This is a genomic window from Lacimicrobium alkaliphilum (assembly GCF_001466725.1).
In the GTDB taxonomy this organism is placed as follows: Bacteria; Pseudomonadota; Gammaproteobacteria; order Enterobacterales; family Alteromonadaceae; genus Lacimicrobium; species Lacimicrobium alkaliphilum_B.
The window spans coordinates 4,137,709-4,160,535 of the sequence record NZ_CP013650.1 but is presented as its reverse complement, the minus strand read 5'-3'; the positions used below and the strand labels follow the sequence as shown (position 1 = coordinate 4,160,535).

At 51.1% G+C, this 22,827-nt stretch carries 21 protein-coding genes; 7 read left to right on the top strand and 14 right to left on the bottom strand.

Annotated features, from left to right (window positions below; translation table 11 throughout):
* Nucleotides 1-19: 19 nt before the first annotated feature.
* Genes gspI through gspC form a run of 7 tightly spaced genes read right to left on the bottom strand, consistent with a single transcriptional unit; the run spans nucleotide 20 to nucleotide 7,265 of the window.
* Nucleotides 20-397 carry a type II secretion system minor pseudopilin GspI gene (gspI, locus tag AT746_RS18500; RefSeq protein WP_062483451.1) on the bottom strand — a complete coding sequence of 126 codons (378 nt, stop codon included), beginning with the start codon at nucleotides 395-397 and terminating at the stop codon, nucleotides 20-22.
* On the bottom strand, nucleotides 394-1,020 hold the full coding sequence (gspH, locus tag AT746_RS18495) for a type II secretion system minor pseudopilin GspH (protein WP_062483449.1): 627 nt from the start codon (nucleotides 1,018-1,020) through the stop codon (nucleotides 394-396). Before gspH ends, gspI begins: the two co-directional genes overlap by 4 nt.
* A gap of 11 nt (nucleotides 1,021-1,031) precedes the next feature.
* Nucleotides 1,032-1,487, bottom strand: a complete 456-nt coding sequence (gene gspG / locus AT746_RS18490; protein WP_062483446.1) for a type II secretion system major pseudopilin GspG — start codon at nucleotides 1,485-1,487, stop codon at nucleotides 1,032-1,034.
* On the bottom strand, nucleotides 1,487-2,707 hold the full coding sequence (gspF, locus tag AT746_RS18485; protein WP_062483444.1) for a type II secretion system inner membrane protein GspF: 1,221 nt from the start codon (nucleotides 2,705-2,707) through the stop codon (nucleotides 1,487-1,489). Before gspF ends, gspG begins: the two co-directional genes overlap by 1 nt.
* 57 nt (nucleotides 2,708-2,764) lie before the next feature.
* Nucleotides 2,765-4,267: a type II secretion system ATPase GspE gene (gspE, locus tag AT746_RS18480; protein WP_062484397.1), complete on the bottom strand. Its 1,503-nt coding sequence runs from the start codon at nucleotides 4,265-4,267 to the stop codon at nucleotides 2,765-2,767.
* A 29-nt stretch (nucleotides 4,268-4,296) separates the two neighbouring features.
* Nucleotides 4,297-6,360, bottom strand: a complete 2,064-nt coding sequence (gspD, locus tag AT746_RS18475) for a type II secretion system secretin GspD (protein WP_062483443.1) — start codon at nucleotides 6,358-6,360, stop codon at nucleotides 4,297-4,299.
* A complete protein-coding gene (gspC, locus tag AT746_RS18470; protein WP_231730975.1) occupies nucleotides 6,357-7,265 on the bottom strand; it encodes a type II secretion system protein GspC in 909 nt (302 codons plus the stop codon). The genes gspD and gspC overlap by 4 nt, the downstream gene beginning before the upstream one ends.
* Nucleotides 7,266-7,434: 169 nt before the next feature.
* Between gspC and hslR the strand changes: the two genes are divergently transcribed.
* From hslR to AT746_RS18450, 4 genes are all read left to right on the top strand, one after another.
* Nucleotides 7,435-7,839 carry a ribosome-associated heat shock protein Hsp15 gene (gene hslR, locus AT746_RS18465; RefSeq protein ID WP_062483441.1) on the top strand — a complete coding sequence of 135 codons (405 nt, stop codon included), beginning with the start codon at nucleotides 7,435-7,437 and terminating at the stop codon, nucleotides 7,837-7,839.
* A gap of 19 nt (nucleotides 7,840-7,858) precedes the next feature.
* Complete coding sequence (gene hslO / locus AT746_RS18460; protein ID WP_062483439.1) at nucleotides 7,859-8,728, top strand: Hsp33 family molecular chaperone HslO; 870 nt, start codon at nucleotides 7,859-7,861, stop codon at nucleotides 8,726-8,728.
* A gap of 90 nt (nucleotides 8,729-8,818) precedes the next feature.
* Nucleotides 8,819-9,586: a hypothetical protein gene (locus AT746_RS18455; RefSeq protein WP_156413741.1), complete on the top strand. Its 768-nt coding sequence runs from the start codon at nucleotides 8,819-8,821 to the stop codon at nucleotides 9,584-9,586.
* A gap of 153 nt (nucleotides 9,587-9,739) precedes the next feature.
* Nucleotides 9,740-10,378, top strand: a complete 639-nt coding sequence (locus tag AT746_RS18450; RefSeq protein ID WP_062483435.1) for a hypothetical protein — start codon at nucleotides 9,740-9,742, stop codon at nucleotides 10,376-10,378.
* 269 nt (nucleotides 10,379-10,647) lie between these two features.
* Here the strand turns inward: AT746_RS18450 and AT746_RS18445 are convergent, their stop codons facing one another.
* From AT746_RS18445 to AT746_RS20310, 3 genes are all read right to left on the bottom strand, one after another.
* Nucleotides 10,648-10,989, bottom strand: a complete 342-nt coding sequence (locus AT746_RS18445) for a hypothetical protein (protein ID WP_062483433.1) — start codon at nucleotides 10,987-10,989, stop codon at nucleotides 10,648-10,650.
* Nucleotides 10,990-11,077: 88 nt separating this feature from the next.
* The gene (locus AT746_RS18440; RefSeq protein ID WP_062483431.1) at nucleotides 11,078-11,464 is read right to left on the bottom strand and encodes a TonB family protein; all 387 of its coding nucleotides are present in this window, start codon (nucleotides 11,462-11,464) and stop codon (nucleotides 11,078-11,080) included.
* Nucleotides 11,465-11,572: 108 nt separating this feature from the next.
* Nucleotides 11,573-11,677 carry an IS3 family transposase gene (locus tag AT746_RS20310; protein WP_082633340.1) on the bottom strand — a complete coding sequence of 35 codons (105 nt, stop codon included), beginning with the start codon at nucleotides 11,675-11,677 and terminating at the stop codon, nucleotides 11,573-11,575.
* 452 nt (nucleotides 11,678-12,129) lie between these two features.
* Here AT746_RS20310 and AT746_RS18435 point away from each other — a divergent pair, with 452 nt between their 5' ends.
* Entirely contained in the window at nucleotides 12,130-13,671 is a 1,542-nt protein-coding gene (locus AT746_RS18435) for a phosphoenolpyruvate carboxykinase (RefSeq protein ID WP_062483430.1), read from the top strand.
* A gap of 530 nt (nucleotides 13,672-14,201) precedes the next feature.
* Here AT746_RS18435 and AT746_RS18430 read toward each other — a convergent pair.
* Nucleotides 14,202-14,822, bottom strand: coding sequence for an FKBP-type peptidyl-prolyl cis-trans isomerase (locus tag AT746_RS18430; RefSeq protein ID WP_062483428.1), 621 nt, complete (start codon nucleotides 14,820-14,822; stop codon nucleotides 14,202-14,204).
* Nucleotides 14,823-14,998: 176 nt separating this feature from the next.
* Here AT746_RS18430 and AT746_RS18425 point away from each other — a divergent pair, with 176 nt between their 5' ends.
* On the top strand, nucleotides 14,999-15,643 hold the full coding sequence (locus AT746_RS18425; RefSeq protein WP_062483427.1) for a hypothetical protein: 645 nt from the start codon (nucleotides 14,999-15,001) through the stop codon (nucleotides 15,641-15,643).
* A gap of 75 nt (nucleotides 15,644-15,718) precedes the next feature.
* Here the strand turns inward: AT746_RS18425 and AT746_RS18420 are convergent, their stop codons facing one another.
* From AT746_RS18420 to AT746_RS18410, 3 genes are all read right to left on the bottom strand, one after another.
* Entirely contained in the window at nucleotides 15,719-16,846 is a 1,128-nt protein-coding gene (locus AT746_RS18420; protein ID WP_082633430.1) for a dipeptidase, read from the bottom strand.
* A gap of 252 nt (nucleotides 16,847-17,098) precedes the next feature.
* The gene (gene pepQ / locus AT746_RS18415) at nucleotides 17,099-18,418 is read right to left on the bottom strand and encodes a Xaa-Pro dipeptidase (protein WP_062483425.1); all 1,320 of its coding nucleotides are present in this window, start codon (nucleotides 18,416-18,418) and stop codon (nucleotides 17,099-17,101) included.
* A 101-nt stretch (nucleotides 18,419-18,519) separates the two neighbouring features.
* The gene (locus tag AT746_RS18410; RefSeq protein ID WP_062483424.1) at nucleotides 18,520-20,442 is read right to left on the bottom strand and encodes a lytic transglycosylase domain-containing protein; all 1,923 of its coding nucleotides are present in this window, start codon (nucleotides 20,440-20,442) and stop codon (nucleotides 18,520-18,522) included.
* Between the two features lie 235 nt (nucleotides 20,443-20,677).
* Here AT746_RS18410 and fadB point away from each other — a divergent pair, with 235 nt between their 5' ends.
* Entirely contained in the window at nucleotides 20,678-22,819 is a 2,142-nt protein-coding gene (fadB, locus tag AT746_RS18405; RefSeq protein WP_062483423.1) for a fatty acid oxidation complex subunit alpha FadB, read from the top strand.
* Nucleotides 22,820-22,827: the final 8 nt, after the last annotated feature.

Below are 22,827 nucleotides of genomic sequence, written 5' to 3'. Positions count from 1 at the left end.
TTGGGCGAGCGGGGGAGCATTATTCTTTTTCCCCTTTGAGCCGGGTAACAAAGGTGCTGACACTGGTAATGGAACTGTTTGCATCTGCCTTCAGGCCAACCTCGACTTCTACCGCGCGCATATCCTTGTCGGTGGTTTCCTTGACGATTTGTCGCCAGTGCCAGATGCGGCCAGCCAGCTCTTCGGTGCCTTTGTGATTATTCTGCGGCGGCCAGCGCCCCTCCAGCTGTACACGGGCCAGGCGATTATTAGCAACCCAGGTGGCGAAGGTAACATCTTCGATCACGGTGATATTGTTGAGGTGCTCACTGGCGGCTTTCATTACCGCGGTACCGGTAATGGCAAAAATCAGCAGTGCCACCATCACTTCCAGTAAGGTCATCCCCGTGGTTCTCATAGGGCGTCCAGTGGTTCACTGATAGTAAGCGGCGGCATATCTTCGGCCATGACCTGAAAATACACCGGGCCCTCGTTACCAAAGGTTGGTTCAAAACCAAAGGTGAGACTAAAGGGCGTGATCTCGCCACTGGAGAGGATCAGGACTTGTGGCGGTGGCAATTGTTCTTCCTCATCACCAATCTCCACACTATCCTCACTGACCGATAAGGTTTCATCGAACAAACGATTATCAAACAGGCTGTCTTCCTGCTGCCAGGGCAGATCCTCGAGCTGTAGCTCAAGGAAAAATTCTTCTTCCAGCGCTACAGGGGTAAACAATCGTTCAGGCTCAAAACGCTGCCATTGCTGTTCTTCGTCCAGGGTCACAAAGTAATAGCCGTTTTCTTCTGTTTCAGCGGTTTCAATGCGCAGGCCAATTTGTAACTGATTCAGCACCGCAAAATCAGACACCATATTGACCACCACCTGAAAGCGTCTGGCCTGTTCTTCCAGTTCCGCTTCCTTACTGCTGCTCAGGCTGGTAAAGCTGACCGTGCCAACTACCAGGCCCATCAACAGCAGTACCAGCATGACCTCCAGCAGGGTAAAGCCTGACTGACGCCTGCCCCGAAGGGAATGCATGCCGTTACTCCTCAGAGATACTCGTTCAGATTCCAGTTACCAATATCGTCATCGGTGCCTGGCTGCATATCCGGGCCGGCCGAGAACACATCGAAAGTGCCCATCTCTCCGGGACTGAGCAGATAATAGTCGTTGCCCCAGGGGTCTTTGGGCAAACGCTGGATAATGCCATCAGAGGGATAGTTCCGGGGAATAGGATCCGTGGTCGGGGCATTGACCAGGGCTTCCAGCCCCTGTTCTGTCGTGGGGAAGGTGCTGGTACGTACCCGGTACATCTGAATTGCACTTTCCAGTTGCTGGATATCAATGGCGGCTTTTTTCAGCTCGGCAGATTCCTGATTGCCGAGAATGGCCGGTGCCACAAAGGCCGCCATCATGCCGATAATCAGCAGTACCACCATCACTTCAATCAGGGTAAAGCCCTGTTGCCGCGCTGTCCGGCCGGATTCAGATTTGTTTTGTTTCATCAGAGATTCACCATACTGTTTAATGCAAGAATTGGTTGTAGTATCGCCATCACGATAAACATCACAATGGCCGCCATACTCACGATCAGCACAGGTTCAAACACTTTGAGTGTGACACTGACCAGAGTTTCAAATTCACGATCCTGGTTGTCTGCCGCCCGGGTCAGCATTTGCTGCAATTCACCGCTGCGCTCTCCTGAGGCAATCATATGCATCATCATGGGCGGAAACATACGGGTCTTTTCCAGCGCTGCGCGCAGGCTTGAGCCTTCTTTCACCCGTTCAGAGGCATCCAGAATAAGGTTACGAATATGCAGGTTTTCCAGTACCTGCGCGGCAATACGCATACTTTCCAGCAGCGGCACCGCACTGGAAGTCAGAATACTCAGGGTACGGGCAAAACGGGCCGTATTCAGTCCGCGGGACACTTTTCCTAACATCGGCAGTCGCAGTAACATGCGGTGCCAGGCCAGTTTTATTTTCGGCACCTGCAACAATCGCTGCATCACAACGGCCAGGATCAGTAACACTACCCCCAGTATCAGCACATAATTCTGCAGCCATTCACTGATAGCGATCATGACCCTGGTAATGGTAGGAAGTTCCTGCCCCATGGTATCAAACTGACCGACAATCTTGGGTACCACCTGAGTCAGCAGGGCAATCACTACCAGTAAGGCAACAGTTAACATCAGCGCCGGATAAATCATCGCCTGAATGATCTGGCTGCGGGTCTGATTGCGTTTTTCTGTGTAATCGGCCAGCCGGTTAAGCACCGTATCCAGATGGCCGGACTTCTCTCCGGCAGCCACCATGGCCCGATAAAGCTGGTCAAACACCAGCGGAAACTCGCCCATGGCATCGGCCAGCCCGTGACCTTCCACCACTTTGCTGCGCACCGCCATCATCATATTCTTATGGCGTGGTTTTTCACATTGCTCTGCCACGGCCTGCAGTGCTTCCTCAATGGGTAAGGCCGATTCGATCAGCGTGGCAATCTGGCGGGTCAGCAAGGCCAGATCGGAACTGGAAATACTGCGCTGAAACAACCGCAGCCCGGAAGTCTGTTGTTTATCTTTCTGGCTGACCTGAGTGACTTCCATGGGGATCAGACTCTGTTCCCGCAGTTGCTGGCGCACCTGTCGTGGCGTGTCTGCCTCCATCACCCCGGATTTGTTGCGGCCATTACCGTCCATGGCCTTATAGGCAAAGGCGCCCATCAGCTGTTGCTCCTGTTGCAGCGAAGTGCATCGATCATAACGGCTGGCCTTTCAGGGTTAGTCTTCGCGGGTAACACGCAATACTTCCTCCAGCGAAGTCAGCCCTTTGAGCACTTTGCTGCAGCCGTCATCGCGGATACTGGGTGCAGACTTGCGGATATGCTTCTCAATGGCCTGTTCGCCATGGCCGTTATGGATCATGTCGCGGATTTTCTCATCCACAATCAGCATCTCATGGATACCCGTTCGGCCCCGGTAACCGGTCTGGTTGCAGGCGGCACAGCCGGTGGGGCTGTAGATCGGGTAATCGCTGGCCTTTTTGGCTTTGATACCGAGGATTTCGCATTCCCCTTCCGAAGGGATATGCTGCTGCCGGCATTCAATACACAAGGTGCGCACCAGCCGCTGTGAAATTACCGCCAGCAAACTGGATGACAGCAAAAAGGGTTCGATGCCCATATCTTCGAGGCGGGTAATGGCGCCGGAAGCGGTGTTAGTATGCAGGGTTGAGAGCACAAGGTGCCCGGTGAGACTGGCCTGCACCGCAATCTGGGCGGTTTCCAGATCCCGTATCTCGCCCACCATCACCACATCGGGGTCCTGCCTGAGTATGGCCCTTAGCCCCCGGGCGAAGGTCATATCTACGCGGGTATTGACCTGGGTCTGGCCGATACCTTCGAGATCAAACTCGATGGGATCTTCCACCGTCAGGATGTTGCGATCCTTGGAGTTGATCTCAGTCAGGCCCGCATACAGGGTGGTACTCTTACCGGAACCCGTGGGGCCGGTGACCAGAATGATGCCGTGAGGCTTGCGGATCAGCTCTGAAAAGTGAGCGCCAATGTCCGGCGTCATGCCCAGGTCGGCCAGATTCAGGTGTGCCGTATTTTTATCAAGCAAACGTAACACCACCCGCTCGCCGTGGCTGGATGGCATGGTACTGACCCGCACATCCACCGCGCGACCGGCAATTCTCAACGTAATACGGCCGTCCTGGGGGATGCGCTTCTCGGCGATATCCAGCCGTGCCATAACTTTAATCCGGGACACCAGCATCGAGGCCATCTTGCGATTCGGGCGCAGGATCTCTCTGAGTACCCCATCGACCCGGAAACGCACAATCAGACGTTTCTCAAAGGTTTCGATATGGATATCCGAGGCCCCTTCCTTGATCGCCTCGCCAAGCATGGCGTTGATCAGTTTGATGATAGGGGCATCGCCTTCGCTTTCCAGCAGATCTTCGGTTTCCGGCAACTCCTCGGCAAGGGCAAATAAATCGCCCTCGTTGCCGATATCTTCCATCAGTTGCTTGGCTTCGGAAGAGTCACGCTGAAAGGCTTTAGTCAGCAGGCCCTCAAACTTTTCAGTGGGGATTTCCTGTAACTGGAACTTGCGCCCGAGAAAACGCCTTACCTCGGCAAAAATCTCAAACGAGGTTTCCACTGTATGATAGAGCACGGGCGGCTCGGGTTGGGTATCCAGCAGTACTTTATGCCGTTTGGCGAACCCGAAAGATAACTGTTTGTGATCACTCACTGTCTCTTCAGGCTCAGCAGCCATCTGTTCTGGTGAAATTTGCTGATCCGACATCAGTCGTCCTGCCCCTGCTCTTTGTCAGCCTTTTTCTCTTGCATGGTTTCATCGAAGCTGGGCGGCAGACTCAGAGAGTCATCCCACTCCGGTAATACCGGCGTTTCTGCAAACGGCATCAGCGGCACACCATCGGCCTGACGCTTAAGCTGTTCGGCGCGGATAAAGTTATATTTCTGATGGCTGATCTGATTCATGGTCACGCCTTCACGGATAATTTTCGGGCGGATAAATACCATCAGATTACGCTTACGCTTGCTCGACGAGGTGGAGCTGAACAAATGGCCCAATATCGGAATGTCGCCCAACAGCGGCACCTTAGACACACTCTCCTGAATATCCTCATCAATCAGACCACCGAGTACCACTGTACCGCCGTCATCGACGATCACTGTGGTTTTGATTTCCCGTTTGTTAATGGAGATATCCACGCCTGTTGTACCACTGACGCTGGAGACTTCCTGCTCTATCAGCAGTTGTACGGCGTTCCCCTCGTTTATCTGTGGGGTAACCTTGAGCTTGATGCCCACTTCCTGGCGATCCACGGTCTGGAACGGATTTTCATTGTTGGAGCCCGTTGAAGAGCCGGTAATAATCGGCACTTCCTGACCAACAATAAAGAAGGCTTCTTCGTTATCCATGGTGGTCAGATGGGGAGTGGCAAGCACGTTAGAATTGGTGTCGGTGCTGACCGCCTGCACGACCGCGCCCCAGCCGTCTTTAACCACGCCGTACATGGCGCCGTTAAGACCGCCGAGCAGGTTGGCCAGGGCATTCAGATCCCCTTCGATGGTTTCCGTGGTTTGCACAGGCTGCCCATTTGGACTGATAATTGTACGATTCACTTCCCGGTCTTCGGCCTGGCGCAGCGCCACACCCAGCGCACCTATGGGCACAGTGCCATTATTAAACTGCTGGCCGCCGCCACTTTCGCTGGCCCATTGCACGCCAAGCTGGGTGCCGTCGCCTTCAAATACCTCGACAATTATGGCTTCTACCTGCACCTGGGCGCGGCGGATATCCAGCTGGCGAATGACTTCGCCTAAAGAGCGCATCATATCCGGCTCTGCGGTAATCACCAGCGCATTGGAGTCCTGATGGGCATCGATGCTGACATCACGGGTATTGTTACCGCGGCGCTGGTTTGGTGTGGCTGAACTCTCCTCGGCCTGAATACCGGCGCTGACGCCCTGTAATACCTTAACCAGATCTTCTGCTTTGGCGTATTTCAGATAATGCACTCTGGTATTGCCGCTGGTTTCCAGCTCCCTGTCCAGCCGCTCGATCAGGTTGATCAGGCGCTGGCGGGCTTTAATATCACCGGAAACAATCACACTGTTGGTACGATCGTCTGCCACCACTCTGGGCTGCAGCAAATCCGGTGTGGGTTTGCCGCCCTGTGACTTATTAATACTCTCAACAATGCGCACCATCTCAGATGAAGAGGCATATTTGAGCTTGATAATATCCACTTCCTGATCGCCGGCCTTGTCGACCCGTTCGATGATCTCAACCAGCCGGTTGACCACTGCCGCCCGGCCCGTGAGCATCATCACATTGGAGGGGTCGTAACTGACCACATTGCCGCCACCGGCCTGATCGTTAAGCTGGCGCAGCAAGGGTGCCAGCTCCCGTACCGACACATTGTAAACTGGTACCACGCGGGTGATCATTTCATCGCCGTCGAAGGGGGTGCCTTCGATCACCGGAATATTGGAGGTTTTGGCGTCTTTATCGCGCACCACCTTGAGAATGCCACTGGGCATTTCCACCACCGCGAAACCGTAGACCTGCAGTACGTTCAGGAAAAACTGGTAATACTGCTCTTCGCTGAGCAAATCATAACTGCGCACGGTGATTTTGCCGCGCACATTGGGATCGACAATAATGGTTCGCTGAAGGTTTTTACCGACAATATTGATAAATTCATCAATATCTGTGCCTTTGAAATTGGGGGAGTATTCAGCCGCAGAAATGCTGGTGGCCATAGCAATAAAGCCGGCCGTCAGGGCAATTGAGAGACGCTTTAATACACCACAGCGCATAGTTCTAATCCTTATCATTGAAGATCATCCGCGGGAAGGTCCAGGTACAGAGTCAGCAGCTCGCCATCCCTGTCAACGGTCAGCTGCAGCGAGTCTGTTTCACGCAGCATGGACATGGCTTCCATGGATTGCTGGATATCGGTGAGATCCAGCCCGTTTATTTCGGTGACAATATCATTTGCCTGCAGGCCAACCGCCTGAAACAGTTGTGGCTTCTTACCGGGGCTGACCCGGTAGCCCTTCAGTTCTCCCTCCACCATATGCTGGGAGATGGCAATATAATCGGTAAAATTCGCCGGTTGTGCCATCAATTCCTGAGTCGCACTGACCGCCTGCTCAGATAACTGCCTGGGGGAGACGGTTTGTGGACTGGGCTGAGGGTTACGGGGTGCCGGTTTGCCCTTTTTAAAATCCACACCGTCGAGCATCAGGGTTTCCATGCGGCTGCCGTTCTGGATGATGACCCGGTCGATATAGACTTCTTTGACAATCACATTGGTGCCTTCAATTTTCTCGCCAACACCATAGGTATTCTGCTGATTGCGATTTTCGATAATCGCCGCACCCTGCTCTGGAATATCGCTGGCCACCAGACCGGTAAGCGTCAGGTTCAGGTTTGTCTGTGGCGCATCTTCCACCACTCTTTGCACCGGTTTGTTTGCCTGGGGCTTGCCAAACAGATGCAACTGCTGAATTTTACCGATATCCAAATTGTTATCGGTGCTGACGCTGCGGGTATTGCTGATGACCTCAACAGGCTGACTGCCTGATTCCGGTTGGGGCAACAGTTTCCAGGTCAGCTCAGCGGCGAAGGCCAGCAGGTAAAGGCTTAGCAATACCACCACAATTTTAATGGCGGTATCCTGGTGCCGTACCAGCCAGGGACCGATTTGTTGAATGTTGTTATGGTTAATGGCGATCACATTACTACCAGGGTTACGATCAGTTGCGCGTCCATGTGTGCGGGGCATACTTGACAGCGATAGCTGATCACTGTGCTAAACTATCCCGCCCATCATAGCCAGTCGCCGAAAGGGTCACAACTCTAATCCCTCCAGGTTACTAAAAAATTACATTTAAGGAGAGCGGATCATGGCTGAAGCGAACACAAAATCACAAATGACCGCGGTCAGGCTGGATAAATGGCTGTGGGCGGCCCGTTTTTGTAAGACCCGGGCCCTGGCCAGAGAACTGGTGCAAAGCGGCAAAGTACATTACAACGGCCAGCGCTGCAAACCCAGCAAAGTGGTTGAATTGGGCGCTGTTATCCGTGTGCCGCAGGGCTATGATGTTCGAGAGGTGGTGGTAGAAGATTTATCTGACAAACGCCGCAGCGCCGCTCTGGCACAACAACTTTACACTGAAACGGCACAAAGCATTGCCAGACGCCAGGCCAATGCCGAAGCCCGAAAAGCCGGCGCGTTGTTAAACCCCAAACCGGACCATAAACCGGATAAAAAACAGCGCCGGGATATTATAAGATTAAAACATCAATAATAAGACAGAGAGCAAATACATGAATCAGGCCAGTGATCAGCTATTCCGTTACCTGTTCAGCAACGACAATGTGCGTGGTGAACTGGTGCAGTTACAGCAAAGCTATGCCAAAGTGCTGGACAATCAGCAGTATCCGCAGCCGGTGCAGCGTTTGCTGGGTGAGCTGATGGCCGCCACCTCCTTGCTGACCGCCACCCTTAAATTTGAGGGGGATATTGCGGTACAGGTACAAAGTGATGGCCCGGTGAAATATGCGGTGATCAACGGCACCCATAAACAGGAGCTCAGAGGTGTAGCGCGCTGGGATGGCGACGTGCCCGATGAGTTCAGCGCCATGTTTAATAAAGGTGTACTGGCCATCACTATCACGCCCAGTGAAGGGGAACGTTATCAGGGGCTGGTGGAGCTGGACAAGCCCAGCCTGGCGGAATGTCTGGAGCGTTATTTTGAACAGTCAGAACAGTTACTGACCCGGGTGATACTCAAAGCCGATACACAAAAGCCGCAGGCGGCCGGTATGTTGCTGCAGGTATTACCGGGCAATGATCCCAAACAGGAAAGCTTTAACCATCTGGTGCACCTGACCGATACCATCACCGCCGATGAACTCTTTACCCTCCCCGCCGAGCAGATTCTGCACCGGCTCTATCATGAGCAAAAAGTGGAAGTTTACCCGCCCCAGCCGGTGATCTTTAAATGTAGCTGCTCCAAACAGCGCAGCGCCACCGCCCTGGCCTCGGTGGACAAACAAAACCTGCTGGATATAGTTGCCGAAGACGGCTTTGTCAGCCTCAACTGCCAGTACTGCCATGCCGAATACCGCTTCGATGCCATTGATATCGAGGCCATTCACAGCGGCCATTATGGCGAGAGTCAGCAACTGAGCTGAAAGGACTAATTTGGATACAGCCTTTTTTATTTCAGTACAAAGAAGACGCTGATGTGAAGAAGAAATGACACGATCAAGGATGTTTGAATTTTGGAAAATCTGACTCTTCCGTCCAGGATTGTTATAGGAAGAATGTTGAGGAGGGGGGCCATTGGATGGCTTCTCCTTTGGATAACCTATGAGATCTGGACAATACCTGCGTACGATTGCGTAGATCTTATCGTTCTTTCTATTTGTGGTGAATATAACAAATTATTGTTCCTACGCTGGCTAACCGCCTTGGATTTTATCTTCGCAATTTATTTGTTGTTCCCTTTTATTGAATACAGCGCAGATAAACACTTAAAAAGGAATAATGTATTTCAAGGGAAACCACGTCTAGTTGTGGTCAATGAATTGCCAGAGGAGGTGTCAGCCGAAGGTCAGTTTTTTGCCAGCCAAGGTCAACTCGGTTTGCTTCTAAACGGTGTTGTAGGAATCGCCTTTATCTTCTTGTCAGAAGACGTGGATATTGGTGCCACTCTGGCCCTTTTCGCCTATCTCTTATACGTGCTTATCTTTTCCCGGCTATCAGTAACCCTATGGGTATTCGATAGGATCCAATGGTACAAGCATTATCTATCATTACTTTTCGGTTACTCTGTTTCAATCTTACTTATGTTTATTGATATAAACGCTTGGTTGATACATGACGTTGGATATATCCCAGAAGGTGATGCGGCACCATACTTTGGCGTACTAGCCTTCTTGCCATTTGCTGCTGCATATTTCGATTCTGAAGCTACTATTGAGAATGCATTTTATAAGTCAAAGGGCTACTTTTTTGATAGCAAACTCGATCACCATCAATCTTGGTAGCGATAATGATTTCGCCCAACCAAGCCAAGAGCTGAAGTAAGCAAATTGCGGACATTGGCTGGGAAGTTTGGTAGCTTTAGCTGTATGTGGTGCGAGCTACATTGTCTGAATTAGAACAGCCACTTTTTATCATTAAGCGTTTAGAAGAAAGATATGAAAAGAAGCGATATATTTACAAATATTACATTGGCCTTATTTTTTATTCTTACTCCCTTCTTTTCAGTAGCAAAACAAACCTGTTTGAATGCTATCGAAAATAAAGTCTCAGATATGATTATCGGTAGCTGCTTTATGCCGGCGCATAAAGATTTGAGCATGAGAGAAGCTATACTTTATGAGAAGCTGAACCATGATTTCGGAACCTTTGATAATCCGTCGGCCATGTATCAAGTTTTTGAGAACATGGCTAAGTCAGGTGGGCCTGATTTTATGTATCGCTTTGCACAATCTACAGAAATGGCATTTGGTCATTCCAAAACAAAATGGGCGGGCAAACCTGATGGTATGATTAATAGTCGAGACGTTGAGAGCGGGCTCTACGATGATTATGACGAGTATATCAAGCCAGTTCGAGAGAAAATTGAGTTATGGTATAAAAAAGCAGCAGAGAGTGGCAGCAGAGACTCACAAGTTATGTATATTAAAAGACGCTTAAACCCTTGGAAAGACCATAGTATTGAAGAGTTAGAGCTGGCCTTAAGCTTTTCTAAGCAGTTGAAAGCTAATAATGAGCCAAACATAGATAGGGTTATCCAAGAGTTAGAAATACTAATAGCCGAGAAAGAGCTGTAGTTAATTAGTTTAGAAGCAGGACCGGGGGCAGGATTTGAATTCTGCATAAAGACTGCAGTCGGCAGCCAACGGGATAAGGGCCAGTTTCGGCAGGCAGTATTGAGCTAAGACCGAACATTGGCTGGGAAGTTTGATAAAAGTCAAAAAGTGGGTCGAATAATCTTGGATCAACGTCTCTCCCCTGTTGATTGGATTACAGCATCGTCAACGGATTTTAGCTGAGATAAAATGTTGTGTATTAGTTAACCTTGTACGACTACAGTCACTTGTTAACTGTCACCATACCCTCGCTCCCTCAGCCAGATTTCTGCCCCAACTGATTCGATGTTGCTCCCATCAGCAATGTGTTGTATGAACGAGATACAGTGCCTTTTTTGTTCTTCGGGAATCTGAGTAATCTCCGCAAGATTATATGCAACCCAAGGTGCAGCATAACGATCTGATAGCAGACTCAATAAATCATCGGCACGACCAGACTCGACAAACTTCAAAGCCAACTCTCTCATAGAGTCGGCTGCTTGGTTTCCAGCATTTACGCTCGTTGAGTTACCATAATCTGTTGTAGGGTGAACTCTCGCGAGCTCCAGAAATCGTTGGATGTTGGCATTCATGACAGTTAACGCCGCGCTCTGCGGAAATTTAGGAGCATCAGCGAGTAAATTTTCCGTAGCAGTGCCTTGTTATATGGAGAGTAATCCATTATTTGCTTTCTTTGTTGCCTACAAATTTAAAGTCTATGACTGATACCTCTTCAAAGTCTTTTGGGCTAAGCATAGTTAGCTCCTTAAAAGGTGCTGCGGCCTTTACTGCATTGAGAGCTGCAGTATCAAATTCCTTATCACCACTAGATGAACTGAGCTTCATATATATTAAGTCACCAGACTTTGAAAATGTAGATTTTACAACAACAGTTTTATCATTGGATTTTTGGTCACATATCCAATGTGACTTTTCCCTTACTCGCAGCATAATGTTTTGAGCGCATGATTGGATATCGGAACACATGTATTCAGCATTCTCTTGTTCTGTTGTTGCACAACCTGAAAAGACTAAAGAGAATAAAATAATGATTAAGGCCCTTCTCACTACTTGAACTCCATATAACGTTTCGCCTTTACGGCATTTGCGAGCGCGTTGGCCGCAGGCCAGCGAGTAAATGTGATGTTCCCTCGATAAATCGGACACGCGTTGTTGTTAGGCGGCATTTTCAAACTGTACCGGATAAAGATAGTTCAGGCTACTGTGCAGTCTCTTCCGGTTGTAGAACGTACCAATGTATTGTTTCACTTTTCCCTCCAGTTGCTGAAAATAAAAAGGGTCAGATCCAAATCAAAATTCCGCAACTGCCACACAATGCCAGTGCCAGGACCTGCAGTAATCAATAGAGAAGTCATCCAATCACCAATCTTGTCCTCAGATGGCAGATAACCCTTGTTTTTAGCTGGTCCAATTGGGCTGATATCAGCCAGATATCTATAGATGTTGGTTATGACTTAAAGCCATTTTATCTGTTGCATAGTTATTGGTTGGCGGATGCCGTTATCTTCTTTCAGATAGCGGGTTCTCGGCTGATGACAACGGATAGTTATGCAAAAATACTGAAAGTATTTGATCAAAAACCTGAAAGTCTTTCAGTTTTGCGTTTTTTTTGACCGCAACCCTACCTCTGCAGCCCTTAAATAATGTATGATCCGCGCCACGCCTCAATTTTGAAACCCTACTTGAAAACATTTTGCCAGGAGTACGCCTTGATGACCTCTCTGCCCCCCAACCTGATGGTTGATTTAACCTCTGCCGATTTGATTGAACAGGCCATTCGCCGTGACGAAGGCCATCTGGCCGCTAACGGCGCACTGGTTGTAGAAACCGGTGAGCGCACCGGCCGTTCACCCAAAGACAGGTTTATCGTTAAAGAAGCCAGCACTGAAGCGGATATTCAGTGGGGAGAGGTAAACCGGCCTTTCGATGCGGCCAAGTTTGATGCCCTGTGGGACAGAGTCGAAGCTTATCTGGCACCAAAAGAGCACTTTATGTCGCATCTGGAAGTGGGTGCGGATCCACAGCATTATCTGCCTTTGCTGGTACGCACCGAAACGGCGTGGCATCAGTTGTTTGCGCGTAACTTATTTATTCAACCAGAAAACTGGAATGCCGCTGACAAACCCGCCTGGCAAATCCTGAATGCGCCGGGTTTCGTGTGTGAACCACAGCGTGATGGCACCAACTCAGAAGGCACAGTGATCATCAACTTTGCTGAGCGTAAGGTGTTGCTGGCTGGTATGCGCTACGCCGGTGAGATGAAAAAATCCATGTTCTCAGTACAGAATTTCCTGTTACCAGCCGAAGATGTGCTGCCCATGCACTGTAGTGCCAATGTGGGCGAGCAGGGCGACGTAACCCTGTTCTTCGGCCTGTCAGGTACAGGTAAAACCACCCTGTCTGCGGATCCCAGCCGTTACCTTATTGGTGATGACGAGCATGGCTGGGCCAAAGGCTCGGTGTTTAATATCGAAGGTGGCTGTTATGCCAAGTGTATCGACCTGTCGCAGAAGAATGAGCCGGTGATCTGGAACGCCATTCGTTTTGGTACGGTGCTGGAAAATGTGGTGCTGGATAACAATAAAGTACCGGATTATAAGGATGCCAGCCTGACCCAGAACAGCCGGGCGGCTTACCCGCTGGAGCATATTGAAAAGCGTGAAGTGAAAAACCGTGCCGGTGAACCCGGTGCCGTGGTATTCCTGACCTGTGATGTCAGCGGCGTATTGCCGCCGGTATCCATCCTGTCTGAGCAGGCGGCGGCCTATCACTTCCTGTCGGGCTATACGGCCAAAGTGGGTTCAACAGAGATCGGTTCAACGGCGGCCATTGAGTCTACCTTCTCTACCTGTTTTGGTGCGCCTTTCTTCCCGCGCCCGGCGGGCGTTTATGCCGAGCTGCTGATTAAACGGGTCCGTGAATTTGGCGCCAAAGTCTATCTGGTTAATACCGGCTGGACCGGCGGCCCTTATGGCACCGGTAAGCGCTTTGATATTCCTACCACCCGTGCGGTGATTGACGCGATTGTGAATAACAAACTGGCCGATGTAGAAACCGAGCACCTGCCACAACTGAATCTGGATGTGCCTGTGGCCGTCCCCGGAGTAGACAGCAAGCTGCTGAACCCCCGTAATACCTGGGACAACCCGGTGAAATATGATGAGTACGCGGCAAACCTGGCCACGGAGTTTACTAATAACTTTGCCAAGTATGATGTCTCTGACGAGATTCGTCAGGCGGGGCCAAAGGCCTGAGGTATTTAGAAAGGTAGTTTCAATGCCAGCCAGCCAGCTAGGCTGGCTGGCATGTTTTGGAGCTATTTACTGAAACACCTAATCAAGGCTAAGAAATTAGCTGTCCCTGCAGGTATGACACACCGTCCCTGGTGTGCCAGTGACCTTTCTTTACTCGTGTAAAGCAAGGTAACCCAAAGAAAGCACGCCCCTAACGCCACACAGCGTCCGGTCATGGCTTGGTAAAAGCCGGTCGCGGAGACTCACGTCCCTGTTCAGTCTCCGCTTAATTTTCATCCCTGAAAATTATCCGCCTTTTACACATCGCCCTGTCCGGACGTGGCGTTTTAAGGGGGGATAAGAGGCGGCTTTGCCGCCTTAACCGCGAATACAGCTTCCCGTTGCAGAAGCATGCAAACAAAAAAGCCCGCTAAGGTTTTCCTTAGCGGGCTTTTTGTGAGCTACGTCCATGTAGCTCACCCGCTCCGCGGGCCAGCTAAAGCTGTCCTAAAATTCTCCCGGAATTTTAGTGTTATGTGGGGTATCGGCTTTTAGCCAACCACTTCCAGCAGCTCAATATCAAATACCAGTGTGCTGTAAGGGGCAATGGCACCGCCTGCGCCTTGCTCACCATAGGCCAACTGATGGGGTACATACAGCTTCCACTTGGCACCGGGCTTCATCATTTGCAGGGCTTCGGTCCAGCCTTTGATCACACCGCCTACAGGGAATTCAGCAGGCTGGCCACGCTCGTAAGAGCTGTCAAACATGGAGCCGTCAATCAGGGTGCCGTGATAATGTGTACGCACGGTAGCCTCGGCCGTAGGAGACTCGCCTTCACCTTCATTGATCACTTCGTACTGCAGGCCCGACTCGGTAACAATCACGCCGTCACGTTTGGCATTTTCAGCCAGAAAGGCTTCGCCGGCGGCAGAGGCTTCTTTAGCCTGTTCGGCTTTGGCGGCCTGCATACGCTGGTGGATCTCGTTGAAGGCGTCACGCAGCTCATCATTGCTGACGGCACTGGGCTGTTTATTAAATGCAGTGGCCAGGCCATCCTGCACGGCGGAGATATCCAGTCCGTCAAAAGGGTTGCCGGCAAGCTGTTCGCCCATTTGCAGACCAATTCCGTAACTGGCCTGTGCTTCAACGCTGGTGTAGGTTTTAGACATTAAGGATCCTCAAGTGATAACTGCCAACTTTCTCTGAATACAGCAAAGGTGGCATTAAAATGACGGGGGATCCTAACATTGTCGCGGGCAGTAATACCAATCCGGGTGAGCAATACTCTATGGAGACGGGGATTCAGTGTATAATCAGACTTCCAGTTCCCGATTTTGGGTGAAGTATGCAAGCAAAAATATGGTTGGTGAGTTTACTCTTGTGTTTCAGTGCCCTGACCCGTGCCGACAGCGATTATGACGGCACCCATGGCATGGTGGTGTTTACCCATGAGTCCGGGTTATATGCTTCCCATATGCCCATGCACACTAAGCCACATGATGCCCAGATTATTTATAAAATCTCTCCCGGTGATCCGTTTTTGTATTTTCTGGCCAAAGATGCCGACCTGGTTACCATCAAACCCGAGACGTTTAACCTGCAGCATTTAATGCAGGGTGAAAAGCTGACGGTCAAGGCAGATGTTTATATGGGCCATTTCGAGCGTGGCGGCAGTCTGCAATATGAACAAATGGAAGTGACCTTCTTAGAGCAAAAGTATTTTCGCATGATTGAGCCTCAGTCTGAGCCTTCTACACTGCAGGTGTATGACGAAGTGGAACTGGATCGTGGTGGCCGCATGCTGGTGCATCAGATTAGGGGCGTACCCAGTTATGATCATCTGATACTGGTGTTTGAGAATATCGGCTGTATCAGGCAGTTTGATGTGGGGCAGGCAGTTCCCAAAGAGGCGTTTCTGATTAACCGGCTGAGCGCCTGTGGGTCGATGAAGCCGCTGTATTACGAGACTCAGGATTTTGCTGCAAAGTGAGTGCTTAGTGCAATGAAGCTAAGGATTTCAACAGGTTTAATAACCTGCTGAAATCCTGATTTTCCTGTTCTCTGATTAGTGAGCAGCGGCGTAGGCTTCGACTTCACGCCATACCCGCAGCAGATTACCGGACAGGATCTTGCGGATATCTGCATCGGAATAGCCGCGATCCAGCAGCCCTTGTACCAGGTTCGGGTAAGTGGACACATCTTTAAGATTTTCCGGCAGTGAGTCGCCCACACCATCATAGTCTGAGCCAATGCCGATATGGTCGATGCCCACCAGATCGCGCACATGGTCGATATGATCCAGCACCAGTTCCAGAGAGGCAAAGGGGTAAGGGTTGTTCTGGCGGTATTGCTTGCTGAAGGTTTCCGCCTGCGGATCAGACCAGCTCAGGTCTTTCTCTTCCATCTTACTGCTGAATTGATCATTCCACTGCCGGGCCTGCTTGGAAACAAAGCTTGAGCCGAAGTTGATCATGATCACACCGCCATTTTCGGCCAGCTTTTTGATCATCTTGTCATCCATATTGCGCTCGAACCCGGGGGTAAACTGGCGAATGGATGAATGTGAGGCAATCATCGGGGCTTTGGAAATTTCTGCGGCCTGATAGAAGGCATCATCAGACACGTGGGAAATATCTACCATCACGCCGAGTTTGTTCATTTCCACCACCAGTTCCTTGCCAAAATCGCTCAGACCATTCCATTTACGACGCAGATCATAGGATGAGTCGGAAATATGATTGGCCTGTGAATGGGCCAGGGTGATGTAGCGAATGCCCCGCTCATAGAAATGCCGCAGGTTATCCAGGCTGCCCTGAATCGGGGTACCGTTCTCCATGCCCAGTGGCAGGGCAATTTTGCCCTCGGCAAAGGCCTTTTCCACATCGGCAACACTATGGGCCAGAGCGAATTTATCCGGCGCCCGGCCAACCAGTGCTTCCATGCTGTCAATCAGCCTGTTGGCCAGTTGCACACTGTCGCCTGATGTTTCGTAACTGGCCGGAATGTAAATCGACATAAAAGGTGCATTCAGTCCCCCCTGCACGGCTCTGGGGTAGTCGAAGTCGCCGCCGTCGGTGGCGCGGCTGACATCTTCCCACGTGTCATTGATGCGATAGGGCACATCAATGTGGCCGTCGACAATGATGGTTTCTTTGGCCAGTTTAATGGCCTGTTCAGAGGGGGTTACGGCCATAGCTGCACTGCTGGTAAGCAGTGCAGCGGCAATCAATGCAAGTTTTGCTTTCACAGTTTTAAATTCCTGTTTGTTGTAGTAGTACCTGAACACATAGAGAATGCCTGAATAATTGTTCCGAATTATGCGGCAATCTTATACACATGGTGTTGTTATGATTGAAAACCCTTCACAGCAGGGATGCTGTGGCGGAGCGTCCAGGGACGGATTTACCGCGTGTTTTCGGTCATAACAACACCACTGGACCTATAGTTAGTTAAGACCCAGATCCCGGGTCATATTCTCATTTTTATCACGGTGTACGATCACATTGTCTTCAATGCGTATACCGCCAAAGGGCCTGAAGCTGTCGACTTTGTCCCAGTTAATATATTTGGATTGTTCGCTGCCTTTGAGATCGGCCAGCAGGCTGTCGATAAAATACAGCCCCGGCTCTACGGTAAACACCTGCCTGGCTTCCACATCGCGGGTGGCGCGCAAAAAGGGGTGTTCTGCCGGTGGCGGTGCCGGTGTACCGCGGTCATCAGCCATCAGGCCACCCATATCATGTACCTGTAAACCAAGGTGGTGGCCGATACCATGGGGGAAGAAGGTACGGGTGATGCCCTGCTCAACAATATCAGCGCCATTGAGATTAACCACACCAAAGCGATTAAGTAACTCTGCCACGCGCTGATGCGCACTGATATGCAGTTCTGAATAGGCAATCCCGGGCTTAAGCATATCCACCAGATCCAATGTCACCTGATCCATGGCCTGGATCAGTTCGGCAAATTCGTTTTGCTCAAAGGCATAGGTACGGGTGATATCCGCCGCATAGCCATGAAAATGTGCGCCTGCATCAATCAGAAAAGAGCGGTGCTGTTCAGGGCAATCCGTCTCTACCGTCATATTGTGCAGAATGGCAGTGTTCTCGTTCAGGGCAACGATATTGCCATAAGGCACTTCGTTAATGCCCTGGCGCACGGCGCTCAGGTAGGCCTGATTGATATCAAACTCGCTGGCGCCCTGCATAAATGCCTGCTGGGCGGCGCGATGGCCGGTTACGGCAATCTGATTGGCCTGGCGCAGACAGGCCAGCTCGTAATCTGTTTTATAGGCGCGATGGTAATGCAGGTAATGCAATACACGATCAGGGTTCACCAGTTCAAAGCCCAGCGCCCGGGCCACTTCGATATATTCACCGATATAGGCAAAGCGATGTTTATCATAGGGCAGGTGTTTCTCAACCTGATCGGCCTTGGTCAGCAGGGTGATATCAAAGTGCTCAGCCCAGAAGGCGTTCGGCTCAGGTGGTACTTTGTGCCAGAAATCTTTTGGCCGGTAGAAGATCAGTCTGGGTTTGTCCTGGCCGTTGACGATCAGCCAGCAGTTTGGATTGTCCAGCACCGGCAACCAGGCCTTAAACTGCGGGTTCACCGCAAAGGGGTAATCCATATCATCGAGGAACTTACGCTTGGCCTGACCGGAGTGAATAATCAGCCCGTCAATACCTTCCCGTTGCAGGGCTTCATGGGTACGAGACTGAAGTTCAGCAATATGCTGGGGATAGAGGGATGCGAGTTGCTGCATAGTGAACCAAATCCGACATTAAAAATTGCCGATACACTAGCATAAGCCGACTGATTCTACTATTACCCGACTCGCTGAAAGGCCTGCGAGCCGGGTGATTGTTATTTTGCGGTCATCCGTGATGAGATACGCATATCCGCCAGCTGCTCAAACAGATTTTGCTGCTGACCAAGGCGTTGTTTGTAAATCTGCTGATAGGCCATCACCGCTTTCACGTAATTACGGGTTTCTTTGTAGGGGATGGTTTCCACCCACACATCTGCCGGTACTTCTTCATCGGGCAGCCACTGGTTAACCCGATGCCAACCGGCGTTATAGGCTGCGGTTGCCAGCACCGGATTGTCATGCATTTTGTCCAGCAGGTAGCGCATATAGCGGGTGCCAAATTCGACGTTCTGTTGTGCATCAAACAGGGCGCTGGCTGACACTTTCTTCTTCGCCAGATATTGCGCCGTACCAGGCATCAGTTGCATCAGACCCTTGGCACCGGCACCTGAGTTGGCGTCGATCATAAAGGAGCTTTCCCGGCGGGCGATAGCAAAGGCCCATGCCGGATCGACGGCATTTTTAGTGGCACTTTGCTGCAGCTGTGTATCGTAGGCCAGCGGGAAGCGACGCTTTACATCATCCAGGTAACCGAGACGGGACAGGGCAAATATGGCCTGATCATGCCAGCCCCAGCGATCGGCCAGTACGGCCGCTGCCAGCCCCTGAGTATGGCTCAGTTTAGATTGCAGTTTTATCCACTCGCGCCGGGCCGGTACATAACGCTCCAGTGCCAGAAACTCCTTAGCGCGTTTGGCAGAGGGCAGATCAGCCACCTGCGCCAGTAAGGCGGTATCAAGTTCCAGCGGTACATCGGCTAACTGAGCCGGACGGGCCAGTTTGCCACTGGCCAGAAAGCCGTAGTAATGGCGAACAGAGGAGAGTTTATCGTACTCATGCTGAGCGCGATCCGGGGCATTAAGGCTTTCATAGCTGCGGCCAAGCCAGTAACGGCTGGAGTAATCAGATTCCAGTATCTGCGGCGACAATTCGATAACATCGATGACCTGCTGCCAGTTGTTCTGACGCAGTGCATGGGTCAGATGCCAGCGGAAGATATCTTCATTATTCTGACCATTATTGGCCTTTTCCAGCCAGAATCCGGCCTGAGGATGATTGTCAACGGCCAGCGCAATGGCAAAACGCTCGGCAATTTCATGTTGCTCACCGGCATTAAAGGCAAAACGCTTCTGGGCATCATGCCAGGTTTTCAGTGCCATGGCATGATCGCGCCACACCAGCCGCTTTAATCCATAACTGATAATTTGCTGTTCTTTTTCAGGAAAGCGGCCCGGGAAGCCGGATAGTCTGCTGACCATGGCCGGATTACGGCGCGCCTTGTACCAGAGATCGGCCAGATATTGCTGTTCTTTATCAAGCAGAGATTTCAGGTAAGGGATCAGGGTGTGGTCACCACCGTCGGCCGCCAGAACCAGACGTTGCCATACCATCATATCAGTGCGATGGCCGGCTGCTGTCCAGGCTCTGAATACAGCATCGCAGGCCCTGGGCTGAGATTTGCCCGCCAGCCAGAGCTCTGACACCAGCGCAAGCCCCTGCGGCTTGTTGCGGGCCAGGTGATATTTGGCATTCAGGCACTGTAATTCAGTGTTGCCGAGGTCCTGATAGTATTTTATAAATCTGTCGCCGTCGCCCCGTTTGTTGAGGTAATAGAGCCATTTTTCCCGCAGCTCACCATCCAGTGGTGTACCGGCATGTTGCTGCAGGAATTTGCTGATTTCTGTTTCTTTACTCAGGCGCAGATCGGCCAGCAAGGCATGCTGATGCAGATAGGGATACAAAGGGTAGTCTTGCAGCTGACCAGCCAGTTCTTTGTAGGTCTGACTGTTGGGGTAGTGGCTCCATTTTTCAGCTTTAAGAAACAGCTCTCTTTGCTGAACATTATTATCCTGCGTCGCTTGCACAAAAGGAACCAGAGAAAGGGAAAACAGAACAATCAATATTCTGGAGTTAAACATAGAAAAAACCTCCAACAGGGTCGATCAATGTAAACCAATGGCTGAGATTATCAAGTATGTTTTTTCGACAATGGCCGGTAAGGGCCATACTTATCAGGGCATACAGAAAATATTTAAACAATTGTTTGAATTTTTGTTGAAATTTAGTCCTGCATCAACAAGAATTGTGCACACCCTGCAACCGCCTTGCCGAAAAAGGCATGGCACATCCATGTGATGGCCATAGGAGAAAACAATGATATATCAAGGCAAAAGCCTGACTGCCACCCTGCTCGAAGGGGGCATCGCCGAGGTAGTGTTTGATGCTGCCGGTTCGGTCAACAAATTTGACCAGCAGACAGTCACAGAGCTGGATGAGCTTTGCGCTGCACTGGAGTCCCATAATGATGTCAAAGGCGCGCTGGTGCGCTCCAACAAAGGCGCCTTTATCGTCGGTGCCGATATCACTGAATTTAATCAGCTGTTCTCCCTGCCCGATGAAGAGATACTGAACTGGGTAGCGAAAACCTCTCAGGTGTTTGATCGTTTTGAAGATCTTCCTTTCCCCACGGTAGCAGCCGTAAACGGCTTCGCCCTTGGCGGCGGCTGTGAAATGACGCTGGCCTGTGATCTGAGAGTGGCGGATACCACCGCCCGCATTGGCCTGCCAGAGGTCAAACTGGGTCTGATGCCGGGATTCGGCGGCACGGTGCGCTTGCCACGGCTGATTGGTGCCGATAACGCACTGGAGTGGATGACCACAGGTAAAGATAAAAAGCCGGAACAGGCTATGGCTGACGGAGCGCTGGACGCGGTAGTGGCACCGGAGAAGCTGCGTGATGCCGGCCTGAATATGCTGACCCAGGCGATTGAAGGCCGGATAGACTGGCAGGCCCGTCGCAAACAGAAAACCTCGCCTTTATCCTTAAATGCTAATGAATCCATGATGAGCTTTTCTACGGCTAAGGCGATGGTGGCGGCTGTAGCCGGTAAGCATTATCCGGCGCCGCATATGATGGTGGATACCGTGGCTAAAGCCGCGACAATGGAGCGTGAAGGGGCCCTTAAGCTTGAAAACGAAGGCTTTGTGAAACTGGCCAAGACCGATGCGGCGACGGCGCAAATCGGCATCTTTACCGCCGATCAACTGGTTAAGGGCAAAGGTAAAAAGCTCGCCAAGTCATCCAGCAAAGAGATTAAGCAGGCGGCGGTACTGGGCGCCGGTATTATGGGTGGTGGTATCGCCTACCAGTCGGCGGTAAAAGGCACGCCGACGGTGATGAAAGATATCCGCCAGGAAGCCCTGCAGTTAGGCCTGGACGAAGCAGCGAAAATTCTCAACAAAGGCATGGAACGGGGCAAGGTGAATGCCAGGACCCTGGCTTCAACACTGAATAATATTGTGCCGACACTGGAATACAGCACCCTTAAAGATGCCGATGTGGTGATTGAAGCTGTGGTGGAAAATCCCAAGGTGAAAGCTGCCGTACTGCAGGAAACCGAGCAGACCGTCAGTAAAGACGCGATTATCTGTTCCAATACCTCGACCATTTCTATTAATTCACTGGCGAAAAGTTTGCAGCATCCAGAGCGTTTCTGCGGTATGCACTTTTTTAATCCGGTACACCGTATGCCGCTGGTGGAGATTATCCGTGGTGAGAAAACCTCTGATGAGACCATCGCGGCGGTGGTGGCCTATGCCCTGAAAATGGGTAAGACACCTATTGTGGTCAATGACTGCCCGGGCTTTCTGGTCAACCGGGTGTTATTCCCTTACTTTGCCGGTTTTAGTCAACTGCTGTTAGATGGTGCTGACTTTGTGGCGGTGGACAAAGTGATGGAGAAAATTTTTGGCTGGCCCATGGGCCCTGCCTACCTGATTGATGTGGTGGGCCTGGATACGGCCGACCATGCTGCCGGAGTGATGGCTGATGGTATTCCTGAGCGTATGCAACGGATTGCCAATGACCCGGTACAAAGCCTGTATCAGGCCGGGCGTCTGGGCCAGAAAAACGGCAAGGGCTTCTATAATTTCGGTACTGATAAGCGCGGCAAGCCTACCAAAACGCCCGCCGCCGAAGCTTATAAACTGATTGGCGCAGAACAGAAAGAGTTCGATACTGACGAGATCATTGCCCGGTTGATGGTGCCTATGGCCAACGAGGCGGTGCGCTGCCTCGAAGAAGGCATAGTCGCCAGCGCTGCAGAAGCCGACATGGCTCTGCTGTATGGCCTTGGCTTCCCACCCTTCAGGGGCGGGATCTTCCGTTATATGGAAACCCTGGGGCTGGAGAACTTTGTTGCCCTGGCTGATAAGTATGCGGACCTTGGCCCTATGTATCAGATATCTGACGGATTGCGCGAGATGGCCGCATCCGGCAAATCCTATTTCGCTTGAGTATCGGA

Bases quoted from the DNA above. Each gene is read 5' to 3' on its own strand.
- gspI (WP_062483451.1), bottom strand. From the start codon at position 397: ATGAGAACCACGGGGATGACCTTACTGGAAGTGATGGTGGCACTGCTG.
- gspH (WP_062483449.1), bottom strand. From the start codon at position 1,020: ATGCATTCCCTTCGGGGCAGGCGTCAGTCAGGCTTTACCCTGCTGGAG.
- gspG (WP_062483446.1), bottom strand. From the start codon at position 1,487: ATGAAACAAAACAAATCTGAATCCGGCCGGACAGCGCGGCAACAGGGC.
- gspF (WP_062483444.1), bottom strand. From the start codon at position 2,707: ATGGGCGCCTTTGCCTATAAGGCCATGGACGGTAATGGCCGCAACAAA.
- gspE (WP_062484397.1), bottom strand. From the start codon at position 4,267: ATGGCTGCTGAGCCTGAAGAGACAGTGAGTGATCACAAACAGTTATCT.
- gspD (WP_062483443.1), bottom strand. From the start codon at position 6,360: ATGATAAGGATTAGAACTATGCGCTGTGGTGTATTAAAGCGTCTCTCA.
- hslR (WP_062483441.1), top strand. From the start codon at position 7,435: ATGGCTGAAGCGAACACAAAATCACAAATGACCGCGGTCAGGCTGGAT.
- hslO (WP_062483439.1), top strand. From the start codon at position 7,859: ATGAATCAGGCCAGTGATCAGCTATTCCGTTACCTGTTCAGCAACGAC.
- AT746_RS18450 (WP_062483435.1), top strand. From the start codon at position 9,740: ATGAAAAGAAGCGATATATTTACAAATATTACATTGGCCTTATTTTTT.
- AT746_RS18445 (WP_062483433.1), bottom strand. From the start codon at position 10,989: ATGAATGCCAACATCCAACGATTTCTGGAGCTCGCGAGAGTTCACCCT.
- AT746_RS18435 (WP_062483430.1), top strand. From the start codon at position 12,130: ATGACCTCTCTGCCCCCCAACCTGATGGTTGATTTAACCTCTGCCGAT.
- AT746_RS18430 (WP_062483428.1), bottom strand. From the start codon at position 14,822: ATGTCTAAAACCTACACCAGCGTTGAAGCACAGGCCAGTTACGGAATT.
- AT746_RS18425 (WP_062483427.1), top strand. From the start codon at position 14,999: ATGCAAGCAAAAATATGGTTGGTGAGTTTACTCTTGTGTTTCAGTGCC.
- AT746_RS18420 (WP_082633430.1), bottom strand. From the start codon at position 16,846: ATGGCCGTAACCCCCTCTGAACAGGCCATTAAACTGGCCAAAGAAACC.
- pepQ (WP_062483425.1), bottom strand. From the start codon at position 18,418: ATGCAGCAACTCGCATCCCTCTATCCCCAGCATATTGCTGAACTTCAG.
- AT746_RS18410 (WP_062483424.1), bottom strand. From the start codon at position 20,442: ATGTTTAACTCCAGAATATTGATTGTTCTGTTTTCCCTTTCTCTGGTT.
- fadB (WP_062483423.1), top strand. From the start codon at position 20,678: ATGATATATCAAGGCAAAAGCCTGACTGCCACCCTGCTCGAAGGGGGC.